The sequence below is a fragment of the Gudongella sp. QWL-04 genome, from assembly GCF_058683975.1.
The window spans coordinates 400,635-424,843 of record NZ_CM178754.1; the positions used below are offsets into that span (position 1 = coordinate 400,635).

Annotated in this window: 20 protein-coding genes and 1 other RNA gene; 19 read left to right on the plus strand and 2 right to left on the minus strand. The window is 39.7% G+C overall.

What is annotated here, in order from left to right:
• Window positions 1–4 precede the first annotated feature (4 nt).
• The 11 genes from AC4PHB_RS02020 (at window position 5) to AC4PHB_RS02070 (ending at window position 14,550) form a co-directional block, all read left to right on the plus strand.
• Window positions 5–2,005, plus strand: coding sequence for a sodium-translocating pyrophosphatase (locus AC4PHB_RS02020; RefSeq protein ID WP_492136999.1), 2,001 nt, complete (start codon window positions 5–7; stop codon window positions 2,003–2,005).
• Between the two features lie 117 nt (window positions 2,006–2,122).
• On the plus strand, window positions 2,123–2,923 hold the full coding sequence (locus AC4PHB_RS02025) for an alpha/beta fold hydrolase (protein WP_492137000.1): 801 nt from the start codon (window positions 2,123–2,125) through the stop codon (window positions 2,921–2,923).
• Window positions 2,923–4,437 carry a UDP-N-acetylmuramoyl-tripeptide--D-alanyl-D-alanine ligase gene (locus AC4PHB_RS02030; RefSeq protein WP_492137001.1) on the plus strand — a complete coding sequence of 505 codons (1,515 nt, stop codon included), beginning with the start codon at window positions 2,923–2,925 and terminating at the stop codon, window positions 4,435–4,437. Before AC4PHB_RS02025 ends, AC4PHB_RS02030 begins: the two co-directional genes overlap by 1 nt.
• 12 nt (window positions 4,438–4,449) lie before the next feature.
• Window positions 4,450–5,616 carry a D-alanine--D-alanine ligase family protein gene (locus tag AC4PHB_RS02035; protein ID WP_492137002.1) on the plus strand — a complete coding sequence of 389 codons (1,167 nt, stop codon included), beginning with the start codon at window positions 4,450–4,452 and terminating at the stop codon, window positions 5,614–5,616.
• A gap of 73 nt (window positions 5,617–5,689) precedes the next feature.
• Window positions 5,690–7,819 carry a ribonuclease R gene (rnr, locus tag AC4PHB_RS02040; RefSeq protein ID WP_492137003.1) on the plus strand — a complete coding sequence of 710 codons (2,130 nt, stop codon included), beginning with the start codon at window positions 5,690–5,692 and terminating at the stop codon, window positions 7,817–7,819.
• A 42-nt stretch (window positions 7,820–7,861) separates the two neighbouring features.
• Window positions 7,862–8,326 (plus strand): SsrA-binding protein SmpB, encoded by a 465-nt coding sequence (gene smpB / locus AC4PHB_RS02045; protein ID WP_492137004.1) that lies wholly within the window; start codon window positions 7,862–7,864, stop codon window positions 8,324–8,326.
• Window positions 8,327–8,385: 59 nt separating this feature from the next.
• Window positions 8,386–8,734, plus strand: a transfer-messenger RNA (tmRNA) gene (gene ssrA, locus AC4PHB_RS02050).
• A gap of 375 nt (window positions 8,735–9,109) precedes the next feature.
• Complete coding sequence (locus tag AC4PHB_RS02055; RefSeq protein ID WP_492137005.1) at window positions 9,110–9,955, plus strand: DUF6671 family protein; 846 nt, start codon at window positions 9,110–9,112, stop codon at window positions 9,953–9,955.
• A gap of 764 nt (window positions 9,956–10,719) precedes the next feature.
• Window positions 10,720–12,054 (plus strand): DEAD/DEAH box helicase, encoded by a 1,335-nt coding sequence (locus tag AC4PHB_RS02060; RefSeq protein WP_492137006.1) that lies wholly within the window; start codon window positions 10,720–10,722, stop codon window positions 12,052–12,054.
• Between the two features lie 223 nt (window positions 12,055–12,277).
• A complete protein-coding gene (locus tag AC4PHB_RS02065) occupies window positions 12,278–13,798 on the plus strand; it encodes a glutamate synthase-related protein (protein ID WP_492137007.1) in 1,521 nt (506 codons plus the stop codon).
• A gap of 113 nt (window positions 13,799–13,911) precedes the next feature.
• A complete protein-coding gene (locus tag AC4PHB_RS02070) occupies window positions 13,912–14,550 on the plus strand; it encodes an HAD family hydrolase (RefSeq protein WP_492137008.1) in 639 nt (212 codons plus the stop codon).
• Window positions 14,551–14,588: 38 nt separating this feature from the next.
• On the opposite strand, the gene AC4PHB_RS02075 is transcribed toward AC4PHB_RS02070, so the two are convergent.
• Entirely contained in the window at window positions 14,589–16,271 is a 1,683-nt protein-coding gene (locus AC4PHB_RS02075; protein ID WP_492137009.1) for an MASE3 domain-containing protein, read from the minus strand.
• A 306-nt stretch (window positions 16,272–16,577) separates the two neighbouring features.
• On the opposite strand from AC4PHB_RS02075, the gene AC4PHB_RS02080 reads away from it, so the two are divergent.
• The 8 genes from AC4PHB_RS02080 to nudC all read left to right on the plus strand — a co-directional run bounded on the left by AC4PHB_RS02080 (window position 16,578) and on the right by nudC (window position 23,601).
• The gene (locus tag AC4PHB_RS02080; RefSeq protein ID WP_492137010.1) at window positions 16,578–17,027 is read left to right on the plus strand and encodes a MarR family winged helix-turn-helix transcriptional regulator; all 450 of its coding nucleotides are present in this window, start codon (window positions 16,578–16,580) and stop codon (window positions 17,025–17,027) included.
• An 87-nt stretch (window positions 17,028–17,114) separates the two neighbouring features.
• Window positions 17,115–17,717 (plus strand): NAD(P)H:quinone oxidoreductase, encoded by a 603-nt coding sequence (wrbA, locus tag AC4PHB_RS02085; protein WP_492137011.1) that lies wholly within the window; start codon window positions 17,115–17,117, stop codon window positions 17,715–17,717.
• Window positions 17,718–17,869: 152 nt separating this feature from the next.
• Window positions 17,870–18,625, plus strand: coding sequence for a MerR family transcriptional regulator (locus tag AC4PHB_RS02090; RefSeq protein WP_492137012.1), 756 nt, complete (start codon window positions 17,870–17,872; stop codon window positions 18,623–18,625).
• 115 nt (window positions 18,626–18,740) lie between these two features.
• A complete protein-coding gene (locus AC4PHB_RS02095; RefSeq protein ID WP_492137013.1) occupies window positions 18,741–19,316 on the plus strand; it encodes an ArsR/SmtB family transcription factor in 576 nt (191 codons plus the stop codon).
• The gene (locus tag AC4PHB_RS02100; protein WP_492137014.1) at window positions 19,313–20,488 is read left to right on the plus strand and encodes an MFS transporter; all 1,176 of its coding nucleotides are present in this window, start codon (window positions 19,313–19,315) and stop codon (window positions 20,486–20,488) included. The genes AC4PHB_RS02095 and AC4PHB_RS02100 overlap by 4 nt, the downstream gene beginning before the upstream one ends.
• A 257-nt stretch (window positions 20,489–20,745) precedes the next feature.
• Window positions 20,746–21,936: a CaiB/BaiF CoA transferase family protein gene (locus tag AC4PHB_RS02105; protein WP_492137015.1), complete on the plus strand. Its 1,191-nt coding sequence runs from the start codon at window positions 20,746–20,748 to the stop codon at window positions 21,934–21,936.
• 155 nt (window positions 21,937–22,091) lie between these two features.
• Complete coding sequence (locus tag AC4PHB_RS02110; RefSeq protein ID WP_492137016.1) at window positions 22,092–22,748, plus strand: hypothetical protein; 657 nt, start codon at window positions 22,092–22,094, stop codon at window positions 22,746–22,748.
• 16 nt (window positions 22,749–22,764) lie between these two features.
• Window positions 22,765–23,601, plus strand: a complete 837-nt coding sequence (nudC, locus tag AC4PHB_RS02115) for an NAD(+) diphosphatase (RefSeq protein ID WP_492137017.1) — start codon at window positions 22,765–22,767, stop codon at window positions 23,599–23,601.
• A 57-nt stretch (window positions 23,602–23,658) separates the two neighbouring features.
• Here the strand turns inward: nudC and AC4PHB_RS02120 are convergent, their stop codons facing one another.
• Window positions 23,659–24,108: a hypothetical protein gene (locus AC4PHB_RS02120; RefSeq protein ID WP_492137018.1), complete on the minus strand. Its 450-nt coding sequence runs from the start codon at window positions 24,106–24,108 to the stop codon at window positions 23,659–23,661.
• Window positions 24,109–24,209 lie beyond the last annotated feature (101 nt).

Here is a 24,209-nt window from a genome sequence, read left to right on the forward strand (position 1 = left end):
TAAAATGAATTTTATTTTGATCGCCGCTCCATTGACTGGAGTGGTTGCTTTGTTGTTTGCATTCTACAAAGCAACAACAATAAACAAAGTAAGCCCAGGCAACGACCGAATGAAGGAAATTTCAACCTACATCCAGGAAGGTGCCATGGCATTCCTGTCAAGACAATATAAGTCGTTGGCAATTTTTATTGTATTATTATTCGTTGTTTTGGCATTATTGATCAATATTACTACGGCAATAACCTTCGTATTCGGAGCTGCATTCTCGATACTTGCAGGATACTTTGGAATGAAGGTTGCAACAAAGGCTAATGTAAGAACAGCTAATGCTGCAATGGAAAGCGGAATGACAAAAGCACTTAACGTTGCATTCTCAGGTGGTGCAGTAATGGGGATGAGCGTTGTTGGACTTGGTATACTTGGGGTCGGTATCTCCTATATAATTTTTAAAGACCCTGCAATAATCACAGGCTTTGGACTGGGAGCTTCCTCAATTGCTCTTTTCGCAAGAGTAGGTGGAGGTATATATACTAAGGCTGCTGACGTAGGGGCTGACCTTGTAGGTAAGGTAGAAGCCGGGATCCCTGAGGATGACCCAAGGAACCCTGCAGTTATTGCCGACAACGTTGGAGACAACGTAGGCGACGTAGCCGGAATGGGCGCAGATCTTTTTGAGTCCTATGTAGGAGCTATTATTTCAGCAATAACACTTGGATTGGTAGCATATGGAGAGCAAGGAGTCCTATTTGCACTTGCTTTATCTGCAGTGGGCATTTTGGCTTCAATAGTAGGCGCTTTCTTCGTTAAGGGTGATGCAGATCCACAAAAATCACTCAATAAAGGTACATTGGTGAGCTCATTAGTAACAATGGCTGCCGCTGCATTTTTAAGCCAGGTCATATTGGGAGCTTTTGCACCGTTTGTAGCAATTATGGCTGGGCTAGTTGTAGGCCTTGCGATAGCAAAGATAACAGAGATGTTCACATCCTCTGATTACAGCCCAGTTAAAAGGATAGCAAAGGAATCAGAAACCGGAGCATCTACAAACATTATTGGTGGTCTCTCAGTTGGCATGATGTCAACAGCAGCTCCAATAGTTGTAATTGCAATCGGTATTCTTGTGGCATACTATGTTGCAGGCGGAAATGCTGAACCTGCAAAGGGACTTTATGGCATAGCTTTGGCAGCTGTAGGAATGCTCTCAACTGCAGGTATGACCATCGCAGTTGACGCTTATGGACCAATAGCAGATAATGCTGGTGGAATTGCAGAAATGTGCCATCTACCAAAAGATGTTAGAAAAATCACTGATAAACTTGACTCTGTTGGTAATACAACAGCAGCTATCGGTAAAGGCTTTGCGATAGGCTCTGCAGCTCTTACGGCTTTGGCACTGTTCGCATCATATACTCAAGCAGTTCAATTAACAGCTATAGACGTAACCAAGCCGACTGTAATCGCAGGCTTGTTGATAGGTGGTATGCTTCCATTCCTGTTTGGGGCATTGACGATGGATGCTGTTGGAAAAGCAGCATTTAAGATGATCGAAGAAGTTAGAAGACAGTTCAGAGAAATACCAGGGATCATGGAGGGAACAACTACACCTGAGTATGCAACCTGTGTAGATATAAGTACTAAGGCGGCACTTAAGGAAATGGTCATTCCAGGATTGCTTGCTGTAGTTGTACCGGTTGCTATTGGATTGGTACTGGGAGCGGAGGCACTTGGAGGACTTCTGGCAGGTTCACTAGTCACTGGTGTTCTAATGGCGATATTTATGTCAAATGCAGGTGGTGCTTGGGATAATGCCAAGAAGTACATTGAAGAAGGAAATCACGGTGGGAAGGGCAGTGAGGCTCATAAGGCTGCTGTAACCGGAGATACCGTTGGAGATCCATTTAAGGATACTTCAGGGCCATCGATGAATATCCTGATAAAGCTTATGACTATTGTAGCTCTTGTATTCGCACAGGTATTCGTTACCTACGGAGGCAAGCTGTTCTAGACGAAAATCCCTCGTAAGAGGGATTTTTTATGTAATGGAACTACTGTATAAAAGAGTCTTGATATGGTATAATCCTAAGGTGTAGCATGAAAAGTTCCGATAGGAGTAGGATATTACTTGAATATTAATATTGAAGGCATAGAATTAAATTATATCATTGAGGGCTTAGGGGAGCCAGTACTGATACTGCATGGATGGGGAGCAAGCATCGCTTCGGTCAGACCCATCATAAATGCTCTTTCAGGTACACATAAAGTGATCGCTCTTGACTTGCCTGGCTTTGGCAGATCTGGTACCCCAGAGGAGGTATTCGGATCTTTCCATTATGCAGATATACTTAAGATATTTATTGACCGTCTGGGAATCGAAAGGTTATCACTGGTGGGGCATTCTTTTGGAGGAAAGCTTTCAATAATATTGTCTGCAAGGCATCCTGAATTGGTTGACAAGCTTGTTTTGATAGACAGTGCTGGCTTGATACCTAGGAGAACTCTCAGGTATCATCTTAAGGTCAGAGGCTTCAAGTTAATGAAGCTCTTATGGAGATTGGTGTTCTTTTGGCAGGATGATCCTGTCAGAATGGAAAGACTCTATAAAAAGTTTGGATCCGATGATTATCAGAATGCTCAAGGCATAATGAGGAAAATACTTGTCAGGGTGGTAAATGAAAACCTTAAGCCCATACTTAAGGATATAAAGGCTCCCACGCTGCTGATATGGGGAGAAAAAGACGAAGCTACGCCGGTATATCAGGCAAAAACTATGGAGCGGGAAATAAAGGACAGCGGTCTTGTGATATTTGAAGGTGCAGGTCACTTCTCGTATATAGATGAATATAACAGGTTTTCCTTAGTGCTCAAAGCCTTTTTCAAAGAGGATAAAAGTAAGCTGGGTAAAACTGACTCTGGAGGAATATGATGGAAATTCAACTTATTTTGGTGATAGTAGCGATAGGATCAGCATTTATGCTCACCGCTGCAAAGCGAACCAAGGAATCACTCCATATGGTGCAGCTTGAGGGCTATGATGCCGAGCACTATCTCAAGTGGCTGGGAAGTAATAAAAAAAGGGCGTACAGCTTCTCAAAAGAACCACAGCCTATAAAAAAGCCCCTTGTAATGACTAAAAGAGCTACAAGACTTTTTAGGGCAAATCTTGTGTTGTCAGTCATTATCTATTCGGTTCCGGTTATATTATTGGGATCTGTGGCAGGTAATATTGTAGTCACTGCTGCTTTAGCTTTGATTTCTCTGGGGGTCGTTTATTACCTTCAGCCTATTATTCTAGCATGGTCCACCATATTGATGAAACCGGTTGAAAACAAAATAAATATGGGCTTCTACACTTCGGCACAAAATAAGATAAGATCGAGAGAAGATCTTAGAGTGGTTGGAATTACTGGCAGCTTTGGCAAGACAAGCACCAAGTTCATAGTTGGAACCATCCTTTCAGAAAGATTCAATGTCCTTAACACTCCTGAATCATACAATACCCCTATGGGACTTTCAAAGGTCATCAATAACGACCTAAGGGACGAGCATGAGGTTTTCGTAGCAGAGATGGGTGCTAAGGTGATAGGAGAGATCAGAGAGCTTGCTGAGCTTGCCCAGCCAAAGATAGGTATCCTGACATCGATAGGCCCAGTCCATATTGAAACCTTCAAAAATATAGACAACATAATGAAGACCAAATATGAGCTCATTGAAGAGCTCCCTACAGATGGAGTAGCTGTTTTCAACTATGACAATGAATACATCAAAAAGCTTGCAGATAAAACTTTTAAAGAGAAACTTCTTTATGGATTTGAAAACACTGAAAAGCTTGATATTTATGCTGAGGACATCCAGGTTACTGAAGAGGGATCAACCTTCACGCTGAAGGATAGGGAAGGCAACAGCATAAGGTGCAAGACAAAGCTTTTAGGTAAGCATAATATTTATAATCTGCTTGCGGGTGCCTGTGCTGCAAAAATACTTGGTCTTAGCTTTGAAGAGATTTCACGGGGTATATCAAAGGTAGAGCCAGTGGAGCATAGATTGAATTTAATTAAAGCCCCAAATGGTGTAATAATTATCGACGATGCCTTCAACTCCAATCCAATAGGCACTAAGGCGGCTCTGGAAGTCCTTGGGCAGTTCAAGGATGGTAAAAAGATCATCGTTACACCAGGGATGATAGAGCTAGGTGACATGGAAGAAGAAGCCAACAGAGAATTTGGAGTAAACATCGGCAAGGTGTGTGATTACGTAATTCTGGTTGGTGAGAAAAGGACAAAGCCAATATTTGAAGGTTTAATGGAAAGCAACTTCAAATTGGCCAACATAATCGTTGTAAATAATTTAAATGAAGCAACAGCTGAATTAGGAAAAATCTCTAAGCCCGGAGATGTCGTTTTATTTGAAAATGACCTGCCGGATAATTATAGTGAGTAAGGGGGTCTATCTATGAAAAAAGTAGGAGTATTGTTTGGGGGCAGAAGTGTAGAACACGAGGTTTCTGTGATCACTGCTATGCAGATAATTGAGAATATGGACAAGACCAACTATGAACCAATTCCTATATACGTAGACAAAGAAGGAAGGTGGCTCACAGGAAAGAGCCTGATGAACTTTAAATCCTTTAAGGAAAACAATCTTAAGGACACGAAGAGGATCATGCTTTCTGGGATCCATGGGGATGGTAACCTTTATCTTCATCCTGAAGAAGCTGGCATATTCGGCAAGAAGGTACTTGATAAGGTGGATATATTTTTTCCAGCATTCCATGGAACTAACGGTGAGGATGGAAGCGCACAGGGGCTTCTTGAGTTGTTGAATCTGCCATATGCAGGAGCGGGAGTTTTGGCATCGGCGGTGGGGATGGACAAGATAGTCATGAAGGACGTATATAAGGCAAACAACCTTCCTGTTGTGGAATTCCTATGGTACTACAGATCACAATGGGTATCAGGAAAACCACAGGTAATAGAGGAAATCGAAAAGAAACTGGGATATCCTGTATTTGTAAAACCAGCAAATCTTGGATCAAGCATAGGAATATCAAAGGCAAAAAACAGGGAGATGCTGGAGCTTGCTCTCCAGATAGCAGCTAGCTACGACAGGAAGCTTATAATTGAGAAGGCTGTTGAGAATCCGAGAGAGATAAATTGCGCCGTGCTTGGTTATGATGACCACGTTGAGGCATCACTATGCGAGGAACCTATCGGTTGGACCGATCTATTATCCTTCGATGATAAATATGTTCGTGGGGGTAAGTCGGAGAAGGGTAAAGACTCCAAGAGGGCTATCCCTGCTAATATATCAGACGACATGAGACAACAAATCGAGGACTTGGCCAAAAGAGCATTCATGTCAATTGACGGAAGAGGAAATGCAAGGATCGACTTTCTTGTAGCTGAAAACGGTAGTGTGTATGTCAATGAAATAAACACTCTTCCAGGATCACTTGCATTCTATTTGTGGGAGGGTAAGGGATACGACTTTAAAACTCTCATAGATAAGATGATTGAAATTGCAGTTACAACCCACAAGGAAAAAGATAAAAATATGTATACCTTTGATTCAAATTTGTTTGCAAGGACCCAGTTCGGATCAAAAACAGGTAAAATGTAAGATATTTTAAGTGTCTTACATTTTTTTTGCCCACAAGGGTACATAATGATTATGATGGAAGGAGTGAAGGGATATGTCAATGAGAGAAATAATCGTTGAGTTTATGAAACAACCAAAATATAAGCCTATGCTAAAAGAGGAGCTTGCGATTTCCTTTAAGATCGATAGAAAGGAACAAAATGATTTTTTTAAGGTTCTTGAAAGCATGGAAAAGGAAGGCGTAATACTTAAAGCTCGGAACGAAAGATTTGGGCTGTTGAATAATGAATATTTGGCACTGGGAGTATTGGAAGGAAATGAAAAGGGATTTGGCTTCGTAATATCAAAGGAAAGACCTGGTGAGGACGTTTTTGTCTCCGCTGAGAATATGAATGGAGCAATGCATGGAGACAAGGTAATCGTCAATATTCTCAAGCGTAGAGAGGCATCAAGAAAACAGGAGGGTGAAATAATAAGGATCCTTGAAAGGGCTAATGGAACTGTTATTGGAACCTATGAGGGGAATGGGAACTTCGGGTTTGTAATACCAGATAATCACAAACTCTCATATGATATCTTTATCCCAAAAGCTGGATCAATGAATGCAAAGGATGGGCATAAGGTAATTGTAGAGCTGACCAGATGGCCTGAACCAAGGAGAAATCCCGAAGGAAATGTAATTGAGGTGCTTGGATACCCTTGGGAGAAGGGTACAGACATACTTTCAATTGTAAGGATGTTTAATTTGCCCAGCAACTTTCCCGTTGATGTCATTAAAGAAGCACAAAAAGTACCAACAAGGATCCCGGATGAAGAAATTTCAAGAAGGAGAGATCTCAGGCAGCTCAAATCTTTTACAATAGATGGAGCGGACGCCAAAGATCTGGACGATGCTGTTTCAATAGAAAGACTTGATAATGGAGGATACAGACTAGGAGTCCATATCGCTGACGTATCACATTATGTCAAGGATGGCTCGACTCTGGACAAGGAAGCACTTAACAGAGGTAACTCTGTCTATTTGCTTGACAGAGTTATCCCAATGCTCCCACATGAGCTAAGCAATGGTATTTGTTCTCTGAATCCCAAGGAGGACAGGCTGACCATGTCTGTTATAATGGATATTGATAAAAAGGGCAAGGTTTACGCACATGAGATATTTGAGTCAATAATAAACAGCAAAGCAAGACTTATCTATGACGACGTTTCCGACCTTCTAGAAGGCAGGACTACAAGCGAGGGAAAGCTGACAGCTGTCGCAGATGAACTTTTTATAATGAAGGAGCTTATGGATATTTTGCGGGCTAGAAGGGAGCGAAGGGGAAGCATCGATTTTGATTTCCCTGAAAGCTATATCGAATTGGATGAAAACGGTAAGCCAATAGGTGTCAGGAAGCTTGAAAGAAGAGTTGCAAACAGACTTATCGAGGAATTTATGCTGGTTTGCAACGAGACTGTGGCTGAAAGATATTTTTGGGCCCAAATCCCATTTCTATACAGGATACACGAGGACCCAAACCCTGAAAAGGTCGCTGATTTTCTTAGGTTTATCCATAATTTTGGCTATTCCATAAGGGGCAAAGAGCTTCACCCCAAGGACTTTCAAAGACTTACAGATGAGATAAAAGGCAGAAGGGAAGAGCCCGTAATTTCAACCTTGCTCCTAAGAACAATGCAAAAGGCTGTATACAGCTCAGAGCCAGGAAAACACTTTGGTCTTGCTGCTCAATATTATTCTCATTTTACTTCTCCGATAAGAAGGTATCCTGACCTTCAGATCCACAGGATTATCAAGGAGACCTTGAGAGGAAGCTTAAGCCAAAGAAGATTGGAGTATCTTGAAGGATGGCTTCCGGAGGTTGCCGACCATACATCAATGACTGAGAGAAGGGCTGAGGAGGCCGAGAGAGAGGTCGATGACCTTAAGAAGGCTCAATATATGGCTGAAAGGATTGGAGAGGAATACGACGGCATTGTGTCCTCTGTGACATCTTTTGGGATGTTCGTTCAGCTTGAAAATACGATAGAGGGACTGGTACACTTTAGTAACATGGAGGATGATTTCTATTTCTTCGATGAGGAAAACTACATGATAGTCGGTGAAAGAACCAAGAGGACCTACAGACTGGGCGATGAGGTCAGGATAAAGGTCATAGGTGCAGATATTGGTAAAAAGAATATTGATTTTGCCATAGCCTCTGCCAATATTGACACTGATGAGTAAATTTGCTACACTGAAGTTCGATAACTTTCAAAGGGTGATTGCATGAAAAAGCTTGGAACTAAGGTAATTGCAACTAATAGAAAAGCAAGACATGAATTTTTCATAGAGGAAACAATCGAAGCAGGTATAGTTCTGACCGGTACTGAGGTAAAATCCATAAGGCAGGGTAAGGTCAATATCAAGGAGTCCTATGCATCCATTGACGACGGCGAGGTATATGTAAATGGTATGCATATAAGCCCCTATGAACAGGGGAATATTTACAATGTGGATCCTTTGAGAAAAAGAAAGCTTCTCCTCCATAGAAGGGAAATCCGTAAGCTGATCGGTGAAACGAAGCAAAAGGGATTCACTCTGATTCCTCTTTCAATATATCTTAAGGACGGCAAGGTTAAGTTGGAGCTAGCTCTGGCAAGAGGGAAAAAGCTTTATGACAAGCGTGACACTATTGCGAAAAAGGATGCGGAGAGAAGGATAGCACAGCACTCCAGCGAGAAGTACCAATAGTGAGGTAAATTGACAACCACTCGAACATATGTTATAATTATATTGCACCAAAAAGTATCGGGGGCGAACTTGGTTTCGACGGGGATACGGAATCAGGAGTAGCGAGTCGTTGTCGCCAAGCAACGTTAAAAGTGGCAACTAAATTAAACGCAAACGATAATTACGCACTAGCAGCTTAGTAAGCTGCTCGATTCTACCGGGAATCCCACGACCTGGATAGAATCGTCATCTAAGTGGGGAACCGAGTCTGGCAAAGCTTTGAGCCTGAAACGGAACTTATGAAGCTACTAAAGCCTATATCCTGTCAGCAGGAGATTGGTAGAGGGGATGTAAAATTGCTGACTGCACTCGGAGAAGCTCTTGTGGAAGGATTTTCGGACGTGGGTTCGACACCCACCGCCTCCACCAAATGAAGTACCATCTATTGATAAAAAGAATTTTATCAGCAGGTGGTTTTATTTTGCCCTAAAAAGGCTAAAAACCAGGGTTTTGATTACTTTTTTAACAGCAGAGTTATTGAATATACGCACCATAAATTCAAGACTTTCCCATATTTATAGGATATAATGATTTGTATAGGGGCAATAATCGTTTGACATTAGGCAAGGGTGTGCATTTTAAGGTAAATCGTTAGACATTTAAGATAATCGTTAAACATTAGATATCTTGCTTGATATGTTTTCTTGAACGGGGCATGTTGCGACAGTTCCGAAAGGAGCGGAATCTTAATGGCTTCGAAACTAATAAGGGAAAAATGAAATTTATAGGAGAATGCAAAGAACCATGAAGAAAATATTTGAGAACAGAAAAGTTGTACTACTTACAAAACACAAAAAAGAAGAAGCGATTAAATCAGCTTTAGAAAAAGAAACAGGATGTGAACTGATTGTAGAATCTAGATTTGATACAGATAAGCTAGGAACATTTTCAAGGGAAATAAAACGACCAAAATCGCAATTAGATACCGCAAGAATGAAAATTAGGAAAGGATTGAAACTTACAAAAACAGATATAGGCATTGCCAGTGAAGGAAGTTTTGGCTCGCATCCTTATATGCCTATTCCATGGAATGTTGAGATTGTATTGTTATACGACAAAAAAGAAGATATGGAAATTTACGGCGTATACGAAGGGTCAGATACTAATTTCGGTCATTTAAAGACAAATGACTTTGATAGCGCACTAAAATTTGCTGAACAAATTGGATTTCCTGAGCATTTTTTAATACTACGACCAGATGATGAGTTTTCTAAGAATATTATCAAAGATATTGATAGTGTTGATAAGCTAAAAAAAACTGTCGATTGGTGTTTAACGAAATCTAAATCGGGAAATGTATTTATTGAAACAGATATGAGAGCACATGCCAATCCTACCCGAATGAAAAATATTGAAAAAGCAACCCAAAATTTAATAGTAAAATTGATGAGCTTTTGTCCTAAATGTGAAGCCCCAGGCTTCATAGTTAATCAAGTGATTAAGGGACTCCCTTGTGAATTATGCGGGTTACCAGGCGAGATGACACTTAAACTTATTTACGGTTGCCATAAGTGTAAACATGAGCAGGAAGAATTATATCCAAAAGGACAACATGCACCTGCTCAGTACTGCAATTATTGTAATCCGTAAAATTGCAAAATAGATGCTCTCCTTATGATAAGCAGTAATTGAGTTGGGAGGCCCTTCAAGCCTTATAATATTCACTAGGCTGTATGTTTGTAAAACTATAAAATAAACGGATTCCGTTTAGGGCAAGCAGACTGAGTAAAACTAATAAAACGAGTAAACTCGTCAGATGGGTTTGGAAAGGTTTGTTGTATTGACTCTAAAGATGGGGGTGTTTTACCCTAGAAGAACAGTTTTCACCAATTGCTAAATATTATACGAAATATTTGCTGTACTATAGTACAATATAGATGTCAAACGAAATTGCAAGTATTGTTAACCGAGTAATAGTGTAGTAACTACATTCAAGATATTATTTCCTATTCATAGTTATTGTGGATAGTATTTCTAGTTGAATTTGCAATTCAAGTGCACACAACAAAAAATGCACACTCATTGATTTAAATCGTTTAGCATTAGCTGGGAGGTGTGGATTGTATCAATTTATTGTACTTTTACCAAAATAAAAATGTTTCAAAGGCAAAACTCGTTGATTATAACGAGTTTTCTTATTTTATTTAAAAGTACCAATTTTGATCCGATACCATAAGTTTATGCTGGCTGATTTAACTTGGAAAAGCATCAAATAATATTAATTTGCATCTAATACAAATATGAGATATAATCATTCAGCGCTTATTAGATATGTATATATTCAAAATTAATTGAATAATTTATTGATCAATATATTGAACAGGTCTTGATACCACATAAAAGGAGATAAAATATTGACGTTTAAAGAAATGAATTTAATTGAACCAATTCAAAAAGCATTGAGAGCAGAAGGATATGATGAGCCGACACCGATCCAAATAGAGGCGATACCAGCTCTTTTAGAGGGGAAGGATTTATTGGGTTGTGCTCAAACTGGAACAGGGAAAACGGCTGCTTTTGCTATACCCATCCTTCAAAGGTTATATGCGGAACGACAATCATCGGAAGAAAACAGACAAATAAAAGCATTGATAATCGCACCTACAAGAGAGCTGGCTATTCAAATTTCGGATAGTTTCAAGGCATATGGAAGATATTTGGGATTAAAAACTCTAGTTATAAATGGTGGTGTAAGTCAGCATCCACAAACCAGAGCTCTGCGGGCAGGAGTAGATATCTTGGTAGCAACCCCAGGCAGGCTGCTTGATTTAATAAATCAAAGGTTTATCAGCTTAAAAAATATAAAGTACTTTGTTCTGGACGAAGCTGACTTAATGCTAGATATGGGGATGCTGAAGGATGTTAAAAAAATAATAACCTACATTCCAACGGTCAGGCAGACTATGTTTTTTTCAGCTACTATGCCAAACGAAATTGGAGAGTTGGCTAACTCTATATTAAATAATCCTGTCAGAATAGACATTACACCTGAATCCGCTACGGTTGATATTATAGAACAAAGCGTTTATTTTACTGATAAAATCAACAAAACAAATCTTCTTATCCATATTTTGAAGAATAACATCATAGACTCTGCTTTAGTATTTTCCAGAACAAAACATGGAGCAAACAAAATAGTGAAATCTCTTGAAAATGCAGGGTTTACAACAGAAGCTATACATGGCAATAAATCTCAGAATGCAAGGCAATTAGCATTGAATAATTTCAAGGAAAGAAAAACAAGAATATTGATTGCAACTGACATTGCTGCAAGAGGTTTAGATATTGAAGAGTTGTCTCATGTTATAAACTATGATCTGCCAGAAGTCGCTGAGACTTATGTGCACAGGATAGGCAGGACTGGACGAGCAGGCCTTGGTGGCAAGGCTATATCCTTTTGTGATCATGAAGAAAAACCATTGCTGCAGTCGATCCAGAAACTAATATCAAAAAATATAGCAGTCGTATCAGATCACCCGTATCCTTTGGTGGATACCACCATTAAGCCTAAGGAAAGGTCAAACAGGAGTCATGTGTCTCCAAGATCATCAATATCTGAAGTACCAAGAGCTAAGCATAAGGATGCTAAGACAGGTAAAATCAGAAGAGAGAAAAGGGAGAATGAACCAAAGAAAAATACCTCCAAGAAAAACGACCAGAGGAAAAAGCTTCATTGGAGCAGTAAATAACAGGTCCTTGATAAGTTTCGGATAAGAATCAAGAATGCCAGAGTGATAAAATTCTCTGGCATTTTCTGTTATTATGAAGCTGTATTGAATTGGCTGTTTTAAAGCATCATAGAATATGAAAATAATTTATGCCCGTTATTGCAATTATACTGATAACTCGATACAATTAAATAAAATATTACTGATTTAGTGTGATACTTATATAAACTAAAGGAGGATTTGTATGACATATACACCAAAGGCCTCATCAGCATTTAATGATACATGGAATCGAAGCACGTTCATCTCGCCGCAATCAGGCATGTGTTCCCTCTGCACAGAGGAATGCAGTGGCACATGTGAAATAGCATTGGCTGCAGTTTTGGGTATGAAGGCTGTGTATCCAACAAACACAGGCGCAAACCAGGTAGCTTCAGAAAAGGACTATCCAATTGATTTTTCGCACTTCAATATAAATGGTCGTGTTTTCGGTTCAATAGGTGCTAACCCGACTTTTGAAGAAGCAAATATCTACAATGTGAAGCTTGAACGTGTATTTGGGAAATTCAACGAGGTTAAGATGACCATGCCTGTTATTTTACCAGCACTCATAAAAATGAACTGGGAAGATTATTTTGCCGGTGCTGCCATGGCTGGAGTATGCTGTGTTATAGGAGAAGATGCAAAGAACAAGGATCCTGAATTGAAGCTGGAGAAAGGGGAAGTAATAAATTTCCCTATGCTAGGTAAAGTATTGGATTCCTTTAGAAAGTACTATAGGGGATATGGTCAAATCATCCTTCAATGCAACGTAGAGGATGATATGAATGGTGTGCCGGAGTATGCAATCAAGGTACATAAAGCTGAGGCAATTGAACTAAAGTTCGGGCAGAGTGCAAAGGGGACACAACCTGTACTTCGTTTAAAAAACCGTGAAGAAGCATTAGCTAAGCAAGCATCGGGCTCATTGGTATACCCAGATCCTAACGGACCGGGGATGAAAGAAGCTTATGAAGAAGGTGTTTGTCCAAACTTTTATTACTATTCAAGACTACCACTATGGGATGAAGAATACCTGGTTCCGAGAATTGCTGAACTGAGAGAGATGGGTGCAAAGAATATATATCTGAAGATGGCCGGATATGATCCTGAAGATTTGGAGAAAGTGCTTCGAATCGGAAGCAAGGCGGAAGTCGATATGATAACGTTCGATGGAGCTGGCGGGGGAAGTGGCTACAGCCCGACTAAGATGATGAATGAGTGGGGACTGCCGCCTGTGGTTATGGAAGAATCAATATGCATAATAGTAGACAAAATGAAAGAGGAAGGCTGCTGGATTCCTGCAATTACAATAACAGGTGGATTTGCTTCTGAGGACCAGGTATTCAAATCACTTGCATATGGAGAAGGGAAAGTAACTGCCATTGGGATTTGCCGTGCAGCTATGACAGCTTCAATGATGGGTAAAAACATTGGAGATCAGATAAAAAAAGGTGAAGTACCCAAAAACTTCAAGAAATACGGCAGCACTGTCGAGGAAATATTTGGTGACCTGGCTGATTTAAGGGCTTTGTATGGTAAGAAAGCTAATGAATTCTCTACAGGCGCAATAGGCGTATTTTCTTATCTGAAAAAAATAGCGTTTGGAGTTCAGCATTTTGCGGCCTTAAACCGCAAATTCGATATAGCCTATTTAGATAGAAAAGATTTGATACCTCTAACCCGTGATGCAAAAGACTTGATCCAAGGGAAATGGTTTGACTAAGACATATGATTGAAAATCTTTGAACAAGAATACGAGTCTTTGGGGGGACTGTGACACCAGTCCCTCTCATGTTTTTATTTTGTATTTAATACATTATTCGGGATGGTGCAGAAATGATCAAAGCAGTTATATTTGACCTTGATGGAACTCTAATCGATACCAATGATTTAATAATAGACACCTTCTATCATGTCATAAATGAATTATTGGGGAGATCTCCTACTGAAGAGGAGCTGAATCACGTTTATGGAAAGACATTAAACGAGCAAATGGAATTTTTTTCTGCAGAAGAAAGCCATCAGCTTGTTGAGGCTTATAAATCATATTATCGAAAGCATATGGATGCACGAACTCACTTATTCGAGGGAGTAAAGGATCTCCTGGATGATTTGGCCAAAATGGATATAAAGGTAGCTACAGTAACTAATAAGGGCTCAAGGGGTGTACAACATGCATTTGATAAGTTTGATATTGGCAAGTACTTTGAAGCTACAATATCTGCAGATGATGTTTCGAATGGGAAACCAGACCCCGAAGGAATTTTCGCAGTTCTCGCTAAATTGGGTGTAGAGGCAGGGGAAGCCTTGTTTGTTGGCGATAGTCTGAATGACATTTCTGCAGCTAAAAAAGCCGGCGTCTTATCTGTCCTGGTGAGCTGGACCTTGTTCCATGAGGATCACTATTCAGAGTTTGGCGCAGATTTTATAATAAATAAACCAGTGGATCTATTAAAGCTCCTCAAAAAGCAGTAGGGACGGTTCCTGCTGCTTTTTGCTCAACTAGCAGTTATCTAGTTTACTTCCATAATCAATAATGTAACATCATCAGTAAGTCTTTCAGCATTTCCAATATGCATAAATAAATCCTTTTTTAACCCATATTTTAGATCCTTGGAATTTGCCATATAGTTGTTTAATATGAAGTTCTTCAACTTTTCTTGTCCATATACTTTATTGTTAGCATTTTTTGCTTCTACCAGACCATCTGAGTAAAACATTATCTTATCTCCTGATTCCATTTGAACCACTCTGTTTTCATATGTAGGGACCATATATTCCCCAAGCTTACATATTGAGAATCCCCTGGAGTTAAGTTCAAGGACTTCTCCCGAGTTCTTTATGATATAAGGCGAAGCATTCATGCCCGCAGATGCATATGTAAGTGTTTTAGTTTTTCTGTTATATAATCCATACAGCATTAGAATATAAGTTTCATCCTTGAAGTTTGTATTATTGAAGTCTTTGTAAATGGAATCCAAAACCAGTGCAGGAGAGATTATTTGGTTAAGACCATACTCATCTTTCTTTAGAGGTACTATGCTCTGTTTAGCAAAGATAGTGAGCATTGCAGCCGAGACACCATGTCCCGATACGTCTCCAATGTATAGAGCAATATTCTCTTCATCTAATTTGGTCACGTTGTAAAAATCTCCGCTTAGACGTTCCGCAGGCAAGTATTCAGCAATGAATTTAACGGATAAGTCTTCAGGCATATTACTTGGCATCAGTCTTAGCTGCATTTCCTTAGCATATTCAATATCCTTAAGTAGGGCCGAGTTGGCTTCCTCAAGATCCTTGGTCCTCTGTTTGACTAGCAAATTGAGGTTCTCAGAATATTCCCGGAGTTCATTTCTAGCCTTCTTTACCTCTCGGTAAGGTTCACTTATATTATCTATATAGATTGCCTTATAAAGAACTATGGAAGCTACGATCTTGAATATGTGTCCAATATAATTAAACGCATCGTACACACTTCCATAGCTTGTAAATGCAAATTCCGAAAAAATCATAAAAATCAATGCTATGATAAACTGCTGCTCACGTACATGTTGAGTTTTATTATATTCAGAAAGAACAATAGCAAGTGTATAAAGCATGATTGAAATAATTACATATTCCATAACGATCTTAGTTGTCGTGAGGCCGGACTCTTCTATCAGCATAGGTGGGAACACAGTCGGGAAGTATGTAACAAGCAAAAATAATGCAATCGTGAATATAATAGTAACCGCAAAAAATAGACCCTTTCTGATACTGCTTTTCAGGGATCCAGGTATTAAGACTGCAGCTAAAAACCCTAAGCTGCCCAAAGTTCTTGAGAGGATCCATAGAGTCGTTGCTCGATTGGCTGAGCTATTCGCTATGAAGAAGTCTGCCATACCCTTAAAACTAAAGGTATGGAGGGTATCAAGAGCACCCATGAGTAGGAATGAACAACCTAAAACAATCAGGCTAAGCCTTTTAGACTCTTCGAACACAAAATATGAAACTGTAAATATTGAAAAGGATACCAATATGCTTGCAAATTCAAAAATCATGTGCCAGGTCAAATAATCAGCTACAGACATTAGCTTCATAAACTGATTATTATAAATTCCGGCAATTAAATAGAGAGATACGGAAAATAGCAAAATCAAAATAATCTTATCATAAAGCTTAATATTCTCGGTATACTTAGCTCTTAGAGTATCCATAGATGCCTCCGGAATTAATCACTGTTATAGTTCTGTATACAAATATTCAAATTACAACAATTATCGTACTCTGTAATTATACAAAAGCTAAATTATACTATCAAGTATTTTCTGAATAGTTGTTATATTGAGTTATGTATAAGCCTTCGAATTTACAGCAATCATTCCTATTAAATACATTTGACCAATACCAGACAATTTTGGCTAATTCTATCGGGAATACTGAAAACAGATAATCAGGAAACTAATAGAAAAATAATAAATTTACCTATTGACATTAGTACTAATTAGTAGTATATTATAAACATGAAAACAAAAAAATCATACGGTGAAAAAAACGACCTGAATTTGAAAACACTGATAGCATTGACAAAATGCTTTCACTCAGTAAGGAAAAGGGAAACAACTACGATTCGAGAAGGAGGTTTGACGCTGCCCCAATTCGCTGTATTGGAGATTCTATACCATAAAGGTGATTTGAGGATATGTGATATAATTGAAGGTACCTTGTCAACGGGAGGCAATATGACCGTAGTTATTGACAATCTTGCAAAAGATGGGTTGGTTAGAAGGTATCCAGACCCAGAGGACAGAAGGGCTAGCTTGATCAGTCTGACTGAAAAAGGGGCGCAGATCATGGAAGATATATTTCCAAGGCATGTTGAAAATATAAGCAGCATATTTGAAATTCTTGAAGCAGAGGAAAAGCAGACCTTAGTCAAATTATTGAAAAAATTAGGTGGAGTTGAAGTATAGCACCACCATTATTTTTACAAATAAACAGCTAATTAGTAATATACTAAATAGTATAAAACAATAATAATAATAAGAGGAGAGTGTAAAATGAGTAACGTTAAATTAGCAGTGATATATTATAGTATGGGTGGATCAAATTACCAGCTGGCCAAGTGGGCTGCTGAGGGAGCGAAAGAGACAGGTGCAGAGGTTAGAATTTTGAAGGTTCCTGAGCTTGCACCACAATCAGTTGTAGACAATAACCCAGTTTGGAAAGCTACACAAGAAGCAACAAAGGACGTACCAACTGCAACATCTGCAGATATAGAGTGGGCTGATGCAATAATATTCAGCGTTCCAACAAGATTTGGAGTAATGGCATCACAAATGAAGCAATTCCTGGACACTCAGGGAGGACTTTGGGCGCAAGGTAAGACAGTTAACAAGGTAGTAAGCGCAATGACGTCTGCACAAAACCCCCATGGTGGTCAAGAGGCAACAATTCTGTCCTTATACACAATGATGTATCACTGGGGTGCAATAGTGGCAGCTCCTGGATATACTGATCCAGTATTATTTGGAGCGGGTGGCAATCCTTACGGGACTTCAGTATCTATAGGCCAGGACGGGAAAATGGTTGAGGATGTTGAAGCAGCTGTTAAGCACCAAGCTAAGAGAACTATAGATATAGCTGCAAGGATCAATAAGTAAATTTAAGAATAAAATTCAGTTTATTAGTATAAAAGTAAGGTCGGAAAAGGTTAACAGCTTTTTTCGACTTTATTTTTATGTTGACATTGACGTTGCGTAAAGGTTTATATTATGAGTATGATACTTATAAAAATTACTGAGAGGTGGTATTTATGGAATATAAAGTAAGTGAGCTTGCATATCTGGCGGGAGTAACTCCAAGAACCTTGAGGTACTATGACAGAATCGACCTATTGAAACCACTGCATGTCGATGACAATGGATATAGATTATACGGAAGGCATGAAGTGGATAGGCTCCATCAGATATTACTCTTTAGAGAATTAGAAGTGCCTCTGGAGAAAATAAGAACATTATTGGGATCTGATGACTTTGACCAAGTTTTAAGCCTCAGTAACCATCTGAGGGAACTTTATTCCAGGAAAGACAGAGTGGAAATCCTGATCAAAAATGTTGAAAATGCAATAGCTGCAATGAAAGGAGAGACAGAGATGAGCGACAAGGAAAAATTCAAAGGATTTACCAAGGAGTTGATAGTAGAGAATGAGAAAAAACATGGCAAGGAAGTGAGGGAAAAGTACGGAGATGAAGTAGTTGACCGGAGCAACGAAACACTTGCTGGAATGTCTAAGGATGATTACGAGGAGCTTAACCTGTTAACCGAGGAGTTTAACAACACATTAAGAGAAGCTGTTGAAGCTGGAGATCCATCCGGACCAATTGCCCAAAAAGCTTGCACACTTCATAAAGCTTGGCTTGGCTTTTTCTGGGCTGATTATACTAAGGATGCTCATATAGGTCTTGCAGAAATGTATGTTGTTGATGAAAGATTTAAAAGGCATTATGATTCTATAGTACAAGGTGGAGCAGAATTTCTAAGAGATGCACTAATTGTATTTTGCAGATAGAGCCATGCCCTCATTGAAATCATACAATGGGGGATATTTTTTAGTTGACGTTACATGAAGCGTAATGATATATTAAATGTAACGAAGGGTTATTAATGATTTGAGGAGGATTGAAATGAGAAAGATAATCCTATCAACAAAAGAAGACTTAAATATTTATATGAATCCGACCAGACAAGAAATCCTAAGAATATTATCCATTAGCAGCGATCCGATGACTCCCAAAACGCTCTCTGATAGAGTTGGTATATCAGCCTCAGGAGTACAGCATCATATTAAAAAGCTCTTGAGCTTGAACCTGATAGAATTGTCCCACACTGAGGTCATAAATGGTATAAATGCCAGGTTCTATAGAGCATCGAACGTGACTGTCCAAATAGGTCTTGAATCCAGTGACGGCACTTCACCTCAGAGAAAAGCGATAATGCAGGCAAGCATATCTGGGGTATATGATAGATTTAATTCACATTTGGAAGAATTCGTGAAGGGAAATCCAGTGATAACAGAGAAATTAGCTGCACACGGAGATATACTAACAGGTATTGTTCATTTGAGCCAGGAGGATTCTGCAGAATTGATGTCGATAATAAGGGATTATATTGATGATCATTCAACTCCTTCCAAAGAAAAATCACCTTGGGAATATGCATTGATACTATATGATACAAGTTACAGGAGTAATAATCGATGAAATGGATAGTCCAATTGTTGATATTTTTGAATCATTTCTCAGCCGGCTTACTGGCACCAGTCCTTAATCTTATGCTGCTTGATAGAGGAGCGAGCTATCAGACTCTGCCTCTATTATACATGGTTATGGCAGCTGTGATACTTCTATTTGAAATCCCGAGCGGGATCTGTGCAGATATGATCGGCAGAAAGCGAGTTTTTGTACTTTCAGGTTTTTTCAATACAATTTCCTTTATTTTGCTATTCTTAGCCAAGGAAAGCATTATCTTGTTATTTTTATCTATTGCACTCTATGGCATGGGTAGGGCATTTGCGTCCGGAAGCCTGGATGCTTTAATAATAGACCAAGCCGTTGTAAAACATGGTAATCAAGGCTTACCAAGGATAACTGCCAGGTTATCAATACTTGAGGCTGTGGGTTTATCTCTGGGGAGTATATGTGGAGGTTTTCTGGCACACCTTGGCGAAGGATATTCCGTAAACCTAATAATCAGGACGGTATCAATTATTCTAGTTATGGGCCTTGCAGCACTTTCCATAGAGGAGATATCACATACCAGTGAAAATAGAATGCCATTCAAGGAGCATATAAGAGAAGGCATTAAAATCGTTTTAACAAGCAGGGCATTTGCAATAGCTATAGCAGGAGGGTTTATAGTAGGCCTTGCATTGTCTTCTGTCGAAACTTACTGGCAGCCTGCGTTCATTCGGGTCAGTGGGAGTAAAGAGAGCAATTGGATGCTTGGTATAATAATGTTTTTAGGTTTCTCAGCTGTATCCGGAGGTAATTTCCTTGCCCAAAGGATATTGGCAGGGCAAGATAAAACGAAACTCTGGATCCATATCCTCAGCAGAGGCTTGCTTGGTGCTTCACTGGTATTATTTGCACTCCAAACATCAAAAGTAGGCTATATATCATTCTACACAATTTTCTATTTGATCCTCGGTTTAGGAAATATTGCTGAGCTGACCATAATAAACAGCCTTACTCCATCTAGCATAAGAGCTAGTATTTTATCTCTTTACTCATTTGTGATACAAATAGGATTAATTGTATCCTCTCTAATTTCAAGCTTGGCAGTCCAATGGGTTGGCTTTGCAGGTGTTTGGGTGATCATGGCGATAATTACCGGTATGTATGTTATAAGTTCAATACTTGTTAAGAGGGCTTAGTATCTCACAAACACAATTTTTCAAATATTTGCATAATAAGGATTGTTATCCATAAAAATCAATGATAATATATAGGGGAAGGGACACGTTCAGTGTTAACATCAATGGTTGACTTGGCCGCCAACCATTGCATGCCTTGACTCTAAGGATTTCTTATCATATTTTCGATTTGGGGAGAATTCCTTCCCATTCCACCTGATAACGGTCATGCCGTTTTTTTGTGCTGACCAGAAAACCTGAATAGGGAGAGATGCAATATGAAAAAGGCATTGGAGGGTGTTAAGGTATTGGATTTTACCCAGTATCTTTCAGGACCCCACTGTACGTCTGTTCTTTGCGAGTTGGGAGCTGAAATTTTGAAGGTAGAGAGACCAGGGTCAGGAGAGCCTGAAAGGAAAGCAGCGCCTATGACCCCCAAGGGAGAATCATACCAGTTTTTTGCTTATAATCGCGGTAAGAAAAGCGTAACCTTGAACATGAAGAACCCTGAGGGACTTGAAATAGCAAAAAAATTAGTAGCTGAGTGTGACATCTTAGTTGAGAATTTTGCTCCTGGAGTACTGGAGAAGCTTGGGCTTGGATATGAAGCAGCCAGCACTATAAATCCCGGGATTATCTATGCTTCCATCTCAGGATTTGGACAGACCGGACCACGTCGAGATGAGGTTACCTACGACATGGTAGGTCAGGCTATGGGGGGCTTGATGAGTGTCACTGGTTACGAGAATGGAGAGCCTTTGAAGGTAGGAGTATCATTAGCTGATTATATGGGGGGCTATAATGCATCGATAGCCATATTGGCTGCTCTTCACTACAGAACGATGACTGGTGAAGGTCAGCAAATAGACATTTCAATGCAGGATGGTATCTGGGCGATGGTTTTCCCGGATCGAGCGAATTACTTTGATACTTTGTCAACGCCTAAAAGGTTCGGGAATAAGCTTAGCAGCTCGACTCCCTTTGGCTCATATAAGGCAAAGGATGGTTATGTAGTTATTTGCACAATAACTGATGACCAGTGGCAAAATGTACTTAAGGCCTTGGGCAGAGATGACCTTAGCAACGATGAAAGGTTCATGACGCGAGTTTTAAGAGTCAAGCATATGGAGGAGGTTGAGGGTATCCTTAACGATTGGCTAATGGAAAGAACAGTTGATGAGGCTGTTTCGGAATTGAGAAAATTCAAGGTGCCATGCTCAAATGTTCCTACATTTGACCAAGTGGCCAATGATCCTCAAATACTTCATCGGGAAATGATAGTGGAGGTAGAGCAGCCTCTGTCAGGTAAAGTAAAGCTTGGTGGTTCGGTGTTTAAAATGTCCAAGACACCTGGAGATAGAAAGCAGAGAATTCCTCTTGTGGGAGAGCATAATGAGGAGATATACTCTGAACTCCTGGGGTATAGCGAGGAAGAACTCGAGAAACTAAGATCTCTGGGTACAATTTAATAATTCTATGAACAATCATCCAGGTGCAGGAGCGAGAGCTTCTGTGCCTTTTCTTTTTCTCGAAGCAATATCTGGATCCGTTGACAATAAAATACCGGAAGGCTATCATATTAAGAGATATAACATTCAAAATATAGCAAACTGGAGGAATGTTGATGAAAAAAGGAGATTTTATATGGGCTGTAATTATGATAGCCATAGTCGGTTTCATAGCAGCTCCTGCAACAAATAAATTATTCATGGAATTTACAGGAAAACTTCCTTATATTTCAGGATTCATTAAATTCTCGATATTAGCTACCATGGGGGAGTTGCTGGCAGTAAGAATCATGAAGAAAGACTGGGTAGGTTTACCAAAGGGTATTCCCTACCGAGCTATTATATGGGGACTACTTGGCATGCTTATAGTCCTGGCTTTTGAGATCTATGGCAGCGGTGTAGCTTCGGCTCAGGCAAAGGGTTTATTGCCAAATGGCGGAAGGCTGGTGTATGCCTTCCTGGTAAGTACTCTCCTAAACACGACTTTTGCCCCTATGCTTATGGGTACTCACAAAATAACGGACACATATATCGACCTTATTTATAAAAATCAAGGTACAAGACCAACTATAGCTGCTATAGCAGAGGCTATAGATTGGAATGGATTCCTATCTTTCGTAATTATGAAGACGCTGCCACTGTTCTGGATCCCGGCTCATACTATAACCTTCTTGCTTCCACCGGAGTATAAGGTACTTTTTGCAGCGTCCCTGTCTCTAGCTCTTGGTCTGATACTGGCATTTGCTAAGTCTAGACCATTGGCTAGGGCATAGTCTTAAGGAGGTTGACATGATACACGATATTGAACCAAGAGTATTTAATAATAAATATGACCCAAAGAAGCCTGGCTTGTTTGATCTTTTTTTAGCATATAACGGAGACTCTGTGCTTGTAAGGGAAGACAAAGAGAAACTCTGGTATCCTTCCTTCGATGACTTTAAATCCTTTGACCCATCCTTGATGGAAAGAGCACAGTACCTATTCTCAATAGACGAAATCAACTATTTTCTGGTTGAGGATAAGGGGCTTGATGGGAATATAGGCTGGGTCTATGCCAACACAGGAAGGTTCAGGACAGAGCCTAAGTATTGGCGATCATTCGCAGGGGCTATTGGGTGGCAATTGAACAGATGGTATGAGAATCATAGGTACTGCAGCAAATGCGGAAGCATTTTAGAGCCTTCTGACAGAGAAAGGATGCTCCATTGCAATAGCTGTGGATTTTCGGTCTATCCTACAATATCACCTTGTGTCATAGTTGCAGTTCATAATGGCAGTAAGCTGCTTCTTACAAAATATGCCGGGAGAGCTTACACCAGATATGCTCTCATAGCTGGCTTCGCAGAGGTCGGAGAATCCCTTGAGCAGACAGTTCACAGAGAGGTAATAGAGGAGGTTGGTCTTAAAGTAAAGAACCTGAGCTTTTACAAAAGCCAGCCATGGCCCTTCACCGATACATTGCTGGCAGGCTTTTACGCTGAACTGGATGGAGAAGATACAATAATTTTGGATGAGGATGAGCTGGAAACGGCAGTGTGGATGGAAAGGGAGGAGATACCTCCAAATGAGCTGGGAATAAGCCTGACTGGAGAAATGATGGATAATTTCAGACTTAATAAAATATAGAAGTGAGGTTGCGTCGGCAACCTCACTTCTTTTAGGACACGCCTTAGACAATTATACTCAGGTATGACATAGACTGTCATACATCCTGAAAAACTTCGTTATCATTCCTCTTGAATCTTCTGAATCAGCAAGCATTAAAAGTCTCTTCTCCTCTGCCTTGTAGTCATCAAAAAAGCCCTTGTTCCTGAAAATATAAAGGACGTTGAGACCTTCGTCCGGGTATTCAGTGGAAGCCTTTATAAATTTCAAGGGATCTTTTTTATATAGCTTTATTATTAGATCCTGATAAAAATCTAGTAGAGCTCCTTCAGGATTTGAATAAAGCTTTTGAACTGCTGCATACTCCCCTATAGATTCTGACCTTAGTAGCAGCTCGGACAAAGCATTCAGGACATTCACAGATGATTCAGCTCCATACTCTGCCCAATATAACTCTTCCATTAGTTCAAGTCTTACCTCCTCGTCAGCCGTATCCCTAAGCCCCTCGAGGATATCACTTAAGTGCATACATATCACCTCTTCTATATGATACCCAATATTTTACTTAAATTTAATCCAAAGTATCCTTTGCAATAGTCGAATAATTTGAATTTTTCTGCTACACTGTT